Consider the following 9,038-nt stretch of genomic DNA (forward strand, 5'->3'; position numbering starts at 1 on the left):
AGGCGCGAGAGGTCTGTCAAGATAGAGGGGTGATGGTTGTGGATTCAGCCGATGGAGCGCGCGGTCGTTAGCTCCAGACGACGCGCTCTTGATTGAGGAGGTAATCGATCACTTCGATGCTATTGCGCATTTGAATCTGCGCCTTTTCTGACATGGGGAGGACGGCACCAACCAGTTTGCCTGATTCGACATCATCGAGGGACGGGATCCCGTCAAATCCACCCTTTTCAAGCTCTTGTCGGTAACTTGCCACGGTCGCCTCCAGTTTCTCTGACAATGAATCAGCAATTCCTGCGCCAGAGATCCATCATCCATCTGACTTATGGCGTACAAGTAGCATAGCACATGGAAATCCATGCTCTGCTGAAGTCATCTATCCTATTGATTCAACGCTACTTATCAGTCGATCGACGAGCAGCGGTTGCGGCAGGCGCAAGCGCGCCGAGATAGGGAAATTGGCCGATCTTCAGGAGGGGCGTGTCAAGACGCAGGCGAAAATCGTCATGCAGCGGGTCAACAAAGTACGGGTCCCCGGTAATATCTGACTGGGCCTTGAGCTCCGGAGCTCGCTGGTTTGGCTCACCCACACGAAGATAGTCGCCATCCGTATTGAAGAACGCATTGAATGACGTCGTGGTCCGACTGGACGGGGCGATCAGAAAACCCACGCGATTCAGCCCGACCACGTTGCCGGTGACGTCACTCTGGGATTGCCCGAGAAATGCTGCCCCACCGCCATTCTTGACCAGGGTATTGCTCACGATCACGGCGCGGGCATGGCCGCTCACCACGACAGCTTCAAACAGACTTCGGGTGATCACGTTTCGCTCTAGCCGCACCGTCGACTTCCCCGCAATCGATACGCCATGATCGTTGTCGTGAATGATATTCCCAATCATGACCGCCTCTGAATCGGCAAACTGCGCGCCGGTCGTCTCGCTCCCCCCGATATCACAATCTTCGATCCGTACATCATGGACCTGCTGGCTAAACAACATCCCGTTGATCTTGAGCCGACGGAGGACCAGCCCCTGCCCGTTGAAGAGACCGACCGCATGGCCGCCATGATCGTTGATGGTCATGTCGCTGATCTCGACATCCGTCGCCCCATAGGGCCACTTACCGACATGCAGCGCACCCACCACGATATCGCGCCCGGCAATGGTCACCTGATTGACCCCTGCCCCGACGAACTTGATCTTCTCTTTACTGTGAATGGTCACGTCCTGATGATATTCGCCTGCCTTGACGAAGACGGTGTCGCCTTTCTTGGCGGCATCGACCGCTTCCTGCAGAGAGACGAAATCTCCTGTCCCGTCGAGTGCAACCACGAGGGTCCGAGGACCCATTGGGGGCCCCTCATCGGCCCACAACAAGCCGGAGCTCAAAAATCCGAACACCGCGATGGACGCAACCACTAGAAGTTTTTTCATGCAGAAATTCATACAGGCCTACCCTGCAAGAAGTCAATCGGGGTTTGTTGTGAGGCTCGTAGTCGCATGTTATGCTCCGCCGCATGATCCTGGTCGGCCTCACAGGCGGCGTCGCCACCGGTAAAAGCACCGTCGCCAAGATGTTCAAGCAATGCGGCGCGGTGGTGATCGATGCCGACCAATTGGCTCGCGATGTCGTGGAGCCCGACAAGCCGGCTTGGCGGGAGATCGTCACCCTGTTTGGCAAGGCCGTCCTCAACCCTGACCGCAGCCTCAATCGCCAGGCGCTCGGAGCCATCGTCTTCCACCATCCAGCAAAACGCCGGGCGCTCGAAACCATCATTCATCCCCGCGTGGCGCGCGAGCAAGTCAGATTGACGAGAGAAGCGGCCCAACAAAACCCTCAATCCGTCGTCATCTACGACGTCCCGCTCCTCTTCGAGGCCGGCATCGACAAGCGAGTCGATCACACCATCGTCGTCACCGCCGACCGCAACACCCAAATCGCACGCCTAAAAAAAAGAAACGGCCTTTCCCGCGCTGAAGCACTCCGCCGCATCCGCAGCCAGATGCCACTGGCGAAAAAGGCTCGGCGAGCGGACCAGATCTTAAATGGAACCCTCCCTCGACCGGCACTCCGCAAGCAGGTCGGCCAATTATTCAAGAACCTTCGCTACCTCGCGTAACATCCCATCCCCTACCGTGCATTCCCGCTATCCCCTGTGTTAAGTTTTCGCCCATGCGAAATCTCGTCATCATCGGCTCAGGGCCGGCTGGCCTCACAGCCGCCATCTATGCGGCCAGGGCGAATCTCTCGCCCCTGCTCATTGAAGGCTGGCAATCGGGCGGGCAACTGACCACGACGACAGAAGTCGAGAACTACCCCGGTTTTGCCAAGGGGATCATGGGGCCGGACTTGATGAAAGAAATGCGGGCGCAGGCTGAACGATTCGGCACAGAGTTCCTGACCGCCGATGTCACGTCCGTTGCGCTCACACCACGCCCCTTCACGCTCACGATCGACGGCGAACAATCTGTCCAAGCCAAAACCCTCATCATCTCGACCGGCGCGTCGGCCATTCAGATCGGGTTGAAGAACGAGGCGCGCCTCACGGGACACGGCGTCTCCGCCTGTGCGACCTGCGACGGTTTTTTCTTCAAAGGCAAAGAACTGATGGTCGTCGGTGGCGGCGACAGCGCGATGGAGGAAGCCACCTTCCTCACCAAATTCGCCAGCAAGGTCACCGTGATCCATCGCCGCGACAAGCTGCGGGCGTCGAAAATCATGCAGGACCGCGCGATGAAGAATGAAAAGATTTCTTTTCTCTGGAACTCCGCCGTCGAAGACATTCTAGGAAACGACCTGGTGGCTGGCGTGCGAGTGAAGAACCTCGTAACAAGTAAGGTCACAGAGGTACCCTGCGCCGGAGTCTTCGTGGCAATCGGGCACCGTCCCAACACCACACTCTTCAGCGGCCAAATAGACCTGAATGCCAAGGGTTATATCCGGACGACGAACGGAACCGCCACAAGTGTCCCCGGCGTCTTCGCTGCTGGCGACGTCCAAGACTCAACCTACCGGCAAGCCGTCACCGCCGCCGGCTCCGGCTGCATGGCAGCGATCGATGCAGAACGATTTCTGGAATCGAATACCCACATTTCATGAAGGCACCAGGGATGCTCAAAATGGTTGTCCAGCAAGGCCGCAGGCGAGACACATACCGGAGGCGTACCCGCTAGGGTACGTTGAGGATTGTGTCGAGCCGAGAACGACGCTGGCAATCTTTTTCAGCATCCCGCTAGAAAACTATGCGCTGCGCCATCGTCCACTACCACGAAATCGCCCTCAAAGGCCGCAACCGCGAATATTTTGAGGAACGCCTCGTCCATAATATCCAATGGATATTGAGAGACCTCGGCGTCAGACGCGTCGAGAATCTCCGCAGCCGGATTCGCGTGGTCCTGCCTGACGAGATTCCGGACCAGATCATCATCGACCGGCTCACCAAAGTCTTCGGGATCGCCAACTTTTCGCTGGCGCAAGGGTTGCCGCTCGATCTGGCCAAGCCGGACTTGGGAGCGCTCAGTTCAGCGGTCATTGAGGCGCTTCGGTCGGAATCGTTTTCCACCTTTCGCGTCTCGGCAAAACGAGCGGACAAACGATTGACGTTGACCTCCATGGAAGTCGCCCGGGACGTCGGCGCCGCCATCTGTGACGCAACCGACAAGAAGGTCAGCCTGAAAGATCCAGATCTCACGGTCTATCTCGAACTACTCGCCAAAGAGGTCTACTACTCGATCAAGAAAGTTCAGGGCCCTGGTGGCATGCCGGTTGGCGTCAGTGGAAAAGTTGCCTGCCTGATCTCCGGAGGAATCGATTCGCCGGTCGCAGCCTACCGTATGATGAAACGCGGATGCCGGGCCCTCTTCGTCCATTTCTCCGGCCGGCCGCTCGTGAGCCGCGCCTCAGAGGAAAAGGTGCGGGAACTGGTGCAACTCCTCACGGCCCACCAATATACATCGAAGCTCTACGTCATCCCGTTCGGAGAGATTCAGCGGGACATTGTGGCGAGCGCGCCGGCCCCCTATCGCGTAGTGCTCTACCGGCGCGTCATGATCCGCATCGCGCAGGAATTCGCCAAACGTGAGCATTGTTGGGGATTGGTCACGGGCGACAGCTTGGGGCAAGTGGCCTCGCAGACGCCGGAGAACCTGACGGTCATCGAAGCGGTATCAGAATTACCGCTCCTGCGCCCTCTCATCGGCATGGACAAGCTGGAGATTACCGACCAGGCTGAGCAGATCGGCAGCTTCGCCATCTCCATCGAGCCGGATCAAGATTGCTGTTCACTCTTCACCCCGCCCCACCCCAGCACGAAAACCAGACTCGAAGACATTCTGGAAATCGAGAAGATGTTCGATATCGATGCGCTGGTGAAGCAGGGAATCGAGAAGGCGGAGTTGTCCCAATTCACCTTCCCTCAGTAGCAGGCTGCCCCCAAAAACCGTCAGCGGCGTTCTCAGCTCGCAAGAATCCTCAACGTACCCCTGAAGGTACGCCTCCGGTTCTTGCTCCGCCTGCGGCCTTGCTGAACGGCCTTTTGGAGCAGCCTGCTAATCAGAGATTCGCTAGCGATCACTGTGATCGCCCAGACTGTAAATCCTGCGTCCGCGCGAGTGTCTTTTCCTTCAGGATTCGAAAATGCGATTCCAGATCTCGCTTCGTCGCCACTGCGACAAGCCAGTCCGGTATTACCGACTCAATCTCCACGACAAGCTCGAAGTCCGCACGAGTCTGCGCGCCGCCATCGACCGCCGTCAGTTTCCATCGCCGATGATACCGTTTGAAGTCTCCGCTTTTGAGATCGGCCACCAGCTCTCCGCTTGGCAACAACCTCGACTCAGTCACCAAGCGACGCTCCCCCGGTAACAACGCATGCTCAATTCTAATGTCCGTGGTGGCGACTCCATTCTGAATCGTCACATCCGCCATCTTCATCCGCACCTCGAACAGTTCCGGCCAATGAGCATAGTCAGTCAGGATGGCCCGTACCACCGAAACGGGTGCGGGCAAGACAATTGTTGCCGTCGCCTTCACGCCGCCGGTGGGCTCCGTCCGGACATCCAACACACCCGGCTCAGCCGCACGGCTCCAGCCAGGCCAGCCGAGCAACAGACAACCGACGATGATCATCACACGCCACAACATGGCGCGATTATATATGAGAGCCAGACGGGACAAACAGCAATCCGTGAGACGTAAAACGTCAAACGTGAATGGGTTCGAAGGGAAAGCAGCCCCTAATCCTCCGTTTCGCCTTTCGCAATCCACAGCAACGCACTCGCAGGATGCTCAAACAGACCGTCCAGCAAGGCCGCAGGCGGAGCAAGAACCGGAGACGTACCCTCAGGGGCGCACGGTGCGACGAATAAGGAGCACCACGTTTGTGCGCGCCGCCGAGTGGTGAGGCGGCCGGGTCCCCGTTGAGGATGCTTTCAAGGTGAGAACGCAGCTGGCGGTCCGTTTCAGCATCCTGCGGTCGAAACGTGATTGACTGGTCCAAACATCTCTGTGCTAGGATGCGAAAGATGAAACGACTATCCTTCATGTTATTCATAGCCATTAACCTATTGAGCCTCTCGGCTGCGGCTCAGGCACAACCTCTCTCCGAGTCGACGGCGACGACCGAGCAGGTGTGCAGTTTCGGAATGGCCAAGGGAGAGGCCTCGCAGAGCTGTCAGGTTCCTTTCCCCACCGGCTGCCTCGTGGCCAATATTCCTGGCACTGACAAACCCTGGACCACCGTCTCGAAGGGCGGAAAGACCTTCTGCCGATTCGACGAGAAAGCCACCGACTGGAAAACCAAAATCACCGGCTCTTGCAGCCGCTGCAAATCCGACCATTGTTCGGTCCAGTTTATTGTTCGTTATGACTGCTCCCAACAAGCGCACTAGCAGGATGCTGAAACAAACCGCCAGCTGCGTTCTCAGCTCATCGAAATCCTCAACGTACCCCCGAGGGTACGCCTCCGGTTTCGATTCGCCTGCGGCCTTGCTGAACGGTCTGTTTGAGCATCCTGAGTGGTACTCCCCTCTTGTCCGCAACTTGACGACCCGTGAAACTCTAGCCTGCACATATAGTTCTCCACAGACTGCCAGTCATGTCTTTGGCTAACGCCATCAAACGCGAAGCCCGGGCATTGGGTTTCGACGCCGTGGGCATCAGTCGAATCGCAGAAAGCCATCAGCCGTCAGCTGTCAGCCTTCAGCAGAACTCTCCTCTAGACCCCGTCACCCCCTTACCCCAACTCCTATTCGGTCGCCTCTCAGAATGGCTCCGGCTAGGCTACTACGGCACGATGGCCTGGATGACTCGCGACCCCTCCCGTCGCAGCGATCCACGATTGGTACTACCAGGCTGCAAATCGATGCTGTCGGTCGGCATGAACTACTACACGGACAACCGCGCGGACGAGCGGCTGGGAATGGGACGCATTGCCCGGTACGCCTGGGGACAGGATTACCACGAGGTGATGAGCCAGCGGATATCGCAGCTCGAAGCGAAGATCGCAGCCCTGGCGCCAGGCGTGACCACCAGATCCTACGTCGATACAGGCCCGATCATGGAAAAGGCCTGGGCGCAGCAGGCAGGTCTCGGCTGGATCGGGAAACACTCCAATCTCGTCTCCGCCGAATCCGGCTCCTGGCTCCTGCTTGGTGAGATCCTGACGACCCTGGAGCTCGAGCCGGATGAACCGGCCACAGATCTCTGCGGAAGTTGTACGCTGTGTATTCAGGCCTGTCCGACCGGCGCCATCGTTGCGCCCTATGTCGTCGATGCCCGACTCTGCATCTCCTACCTGACCATCGAACTGCGCGGAACCCGCAAAGTCATTTCCGACGAACTCGCCGCTCAGATGGGCAATCGCATCTTCGGCTGCGACGATTGCCTGGATGTCTGTCCCTTTAATCTTCGATCTGACGCGACGAGTGAACCAGCCTGTGCCCCCAACCCCATGACCCTCGCCCCCAGTCTCCAGGCTCTGGCTCAGATCAGCGAGGAGAGTTTCGCGGCGACATTCAAGGGGAGTTCCATCAAGCGAGCCAAACGGAGCGGCCTCCTTCGTAACGTGGAGATCGCGCAAGAGAACCTCACGAGACAAACAGGGGGCCGGGCCTCATAAACACCCCCTTTTTTCCTGGAGGGAAGAGGAGTAGGCTGTTTCCAGCACTTAGCAGGAGAAGGAACGCCCTATGCCTATTCCGATCTTGCTGCTCATTTCGACCGATCCGCGCACCAAGCCGCTGCTCGACCAAGCTCTCGACGGCCTCCGCGCCACCATTCTGACTGCTGCAACAACAGAAGAGGGTCTACGCCTCCTGAAAGACCACACAGACCTCGCACTCGTTGTCTGTGATGAGAGCCAGGGACGGATTGTAAGCCAGGTGATCCTCTCTCAAGCCAGGCGCATCGATCACAACCTCCCGGTGATCATCCTCGGAACAGACGGATCGGCAAAGGCCGCGGTCGAGGCATTGCATCGGGGCGCCACCGACTATCTCGCGCAACCGGTCACATCGAAGGATATCCAGACCGCCATTCACAGGGCCCATGATTTCGGCGCACCGGAGTCCCAATCAAGAGAAGAACGGCCCTCTGCATTCGATCAGATCGTCAGCCGGTCGCCTCAAATGACATTACTAAAACGTCTGGCAACCGAAGTCGCCCAAACCGATGCGACCGTCCTCATCACCGGCGACAGCGGCACTGGCAAAGAACTCTTTGCCCATGGCATCCATGCCTCCAGCCCACGGGCCAAGAGTCCCTTCGTCGCGCTCAATTGCGCCGGCATTCCCGAACATCTCCTCGAATCGGAACTCTTCGGCTATCACCAGGGTGCCTTCACTGACGCGAAACACAGCAAACCGGGACGGTTCCAACAAGCCGAAGGCGGCACGCTCTTTCTCGATGAAATCGGTGAGATGAGTCCGTCCGCACAGGCAAAGCTCCTACGTGTTCTAGAGAGCCGCCAGGTCGATCCTCTGGGAGACACGCGTAGCATCCACGTCAACATCCGCGTGATCGCCGCCACGAACGAAGATTTGCCGGCTCAGATCAAAGCCGGGCGCTTCCGCCTCGACCTCTACTATCGGCTGAACGTCTACCAACTGCGCATCCCGCCGCTTCGCGAACGGCCAGAAGATATCGAGCCAATCCTGACATCCTTCTTAGAGATCGCCCGCCGCGATCATGGCTGTCGAATCAAAGGCATCACCCCGGCCGCTCTAACCATCCTCCAAGGCCACGACTGGCCCGGCAACGTGAGGGAGCTGCACAACGTAGTCGAAGGTCTCACCATCACCTGTAAGGACGAGATGATCCAGCCGGACCACCTCCCCACATCTGTGCGCGATACTCCACCGACAGGATCGAACGGAGAAAGCGAGAAGACCTCGCTCCTGGCCTTCGGCCTCTCGGCTCAGGAGATGGAAAAGAAACTGTTAAAGGAAGCGCTGGACCAGACCGGCGGCAACATTTCTGAAGCAAGCAGGCTGCTCAAGATTACGCGGAATACTCTTCGCTATCGCATGGCGAAGTACCACCTCTAGCAGGCTGTTGAAAAAGTCCGCCAGCTTCGTTCTCAGCTCGCAAGAATCCTCAACGTACCCCGAGGGTACGCCTCCGGTTCTTGCTCCGCCTGCGGCCTTGCTGGACGGTCTTTTTGAACAGCCTGTCCGTGAAAATGCCGAAACAAGAAGAGAAGGGTAGCAAAAAATGAAAGAAATAAATTACCCAAGTAGCAGTATTTATCCATCAGCAGTAATTGACAGAGTTTTCTGAAGCGAGGATAGTGCCTGAATCTGAAGCTCAGCAGGGCCATCGAGGCCGTCCAGTAATAGGCCTCCAGTGCTAAAATCCCTGTGGCGTCTCACTTAATATAATAGTTACCATTTAAGAATAATGCGCAGATTCAACTCCCCAGTGCATAACATTCAGCCGCGTCTGACCAGAGCCTGAAAGACCTCGTTGGGCGTTTTAAATCCGAGTGATTTTCTAGGTCTACGGTTGAGCAGGCGTTCGACCCTCGCCACCGTCGCCGGGTG

9 protein-coding genes are annotated in these 9,038 nt (G+C 57.6%); 6 read left to right on the plus strand and 3 right to left on the minus strand.

The window, feature by feature from the left end; translation table 11 throughout:
* Positions 1-67: 67 nt before the first annotated feature.
* Together Q7U76_08800 and Q7U76_08805 are read right to left on the minus strand one after the other, a co-directional pair.
* Entirely contained in the window at positions 68-253 is a 186-nt protein-coding gene (locus Q7U76_08800) for a hypothetical protein (protein ID MDO8356472.1), read from the minus strand.
* 139 nt (positions 254-392) lie between these two features.
* Positions 393-1,433, minus strand: a complete 1,041-nt coding sequence (locus Q7U76_08805; protein MDO8356473.1) for a pectinesterase family protein — start codon at positions 1,431-1,433, stop codon at positions 393-395.
* 83 nt (positions 1,434-1,516) lie between these two features.
* Here Q7U76_08805 and coaE point away from each other — a divergent pair, with 83 nt between their 5' ends.
* From coaE to thiI, 3 genes are all read left to right on the plus strand, one after another.
* Positions 1,517-2,119 carry a dephospho-CoA kinase gene (gene coaE, locus Q7U76_08810; GenBank protein ID MDO8356474.1) on the plus strand — a complete coding sequence of 201 codons (603 nt, stop codon included), beginning with the start codon at positions 1,517-1,519 and terminating at the stop codon, positions 2,117-2,119.
* Between the two features lie 53 nt (positions 2,120-2,172).
* Positions 2,173-3,099, plus strand: coding sequence for a thioredoxin-disulfide reductase (trxB, locus tag Q7U76_08815; protein MDO8356475.1), 927 nt, complete (start codon positions 2,173-2,175; stop codon positions 3,097-3,099).
* Between the two features lie 143 nt (positions 3,100-3,242).
* Positions 3,243-4,421, plus strand: coding sequence for a tRNA uracil 4-sulfurtransferase ThiI (gene thiI, locus Q7U76_08820; GenBank protein MDO8356476.1), 1,179 nt, complete (start codon positions 3,243-3,245; stop codon positions 4,419-4,421).
* 148 nt (positions 4,422-4,569) lie between these two features.
* Here the strand turns inward: thiI and Q7U76_08825 are convergent, their stop codons facing one another.
* Positions 4,570-5,142 (minus strand): SRPBCC family protein, encoded by a 573-nt coding sequence (locus Q7U76_08825; GenBank protein ID MDO8356477.1) that lies wholly within the window; start codon positions 5,140-5,142, stop codon positions 4,570-4,572.
* 380 nt (positions 5,143-5,522) lie between these two features.
* Here Q7U76_08825 and Q7U76_08830 point away from each other — a divergent pair, with 380 nt between their 5' ends.
* The 3 genes from Q7U76_08830 to Q7U76_08840 all read left to right on the plus strand — a co-directional run bounded on the left by Q7U76_08830 (position 5,523) and on the right by Q7U76_08840 (position 8,543).
* Positions 5,523-5,888, plus strand: a complete 366-nt coding sequence (locus tag Q7U76_08830) for a hypothetical protein (GenBank protein MDO8356478.1) — start codon at positions 5,523-5,525, stop codon at positions 5,886-5,888.
* Positions 5,889-6,094: 206 nt separating this feature from the next.
* Positions 6,095-7,117 carry a tRNA epoxyqueuosine(34) reductase QueG gene (gene queG, locus Q7U76_08835; GenBank protein MDO8356479.1) on the plus strand — a complete coding sequence of 341 codons (1,023 nt, stop codon included), beginning with the start codon at positions 6,095-6,097 and terminating at the stop codon, positions 7,115-7,117.
* 70 nt (positions 7,118-7,187) lie between these two features.
* Positions 7,188-8,543 carry a sigma-54 dependent transcriptional regulator gene (locus Q7U76_08840; protein ID MDO8356480.1) on the plus strand — a complete coding sequence of 452 codons (1,356 nt, stop codon included), beginning with the start codon at positions 7,188-7,190 and terminating at the stop codon, positions 8,541-8,543.
* Positions 8,544-9,038: the final 495 nt, after the last annotated feature.

The organism is Nitrospirota bacterium, from assembly GCA_030645475.1.
GTDB lineage: Bacteria > Nitrospirota > Nitrospiria > Nitrospirales > Nitrospiraceae > Palsa-1315.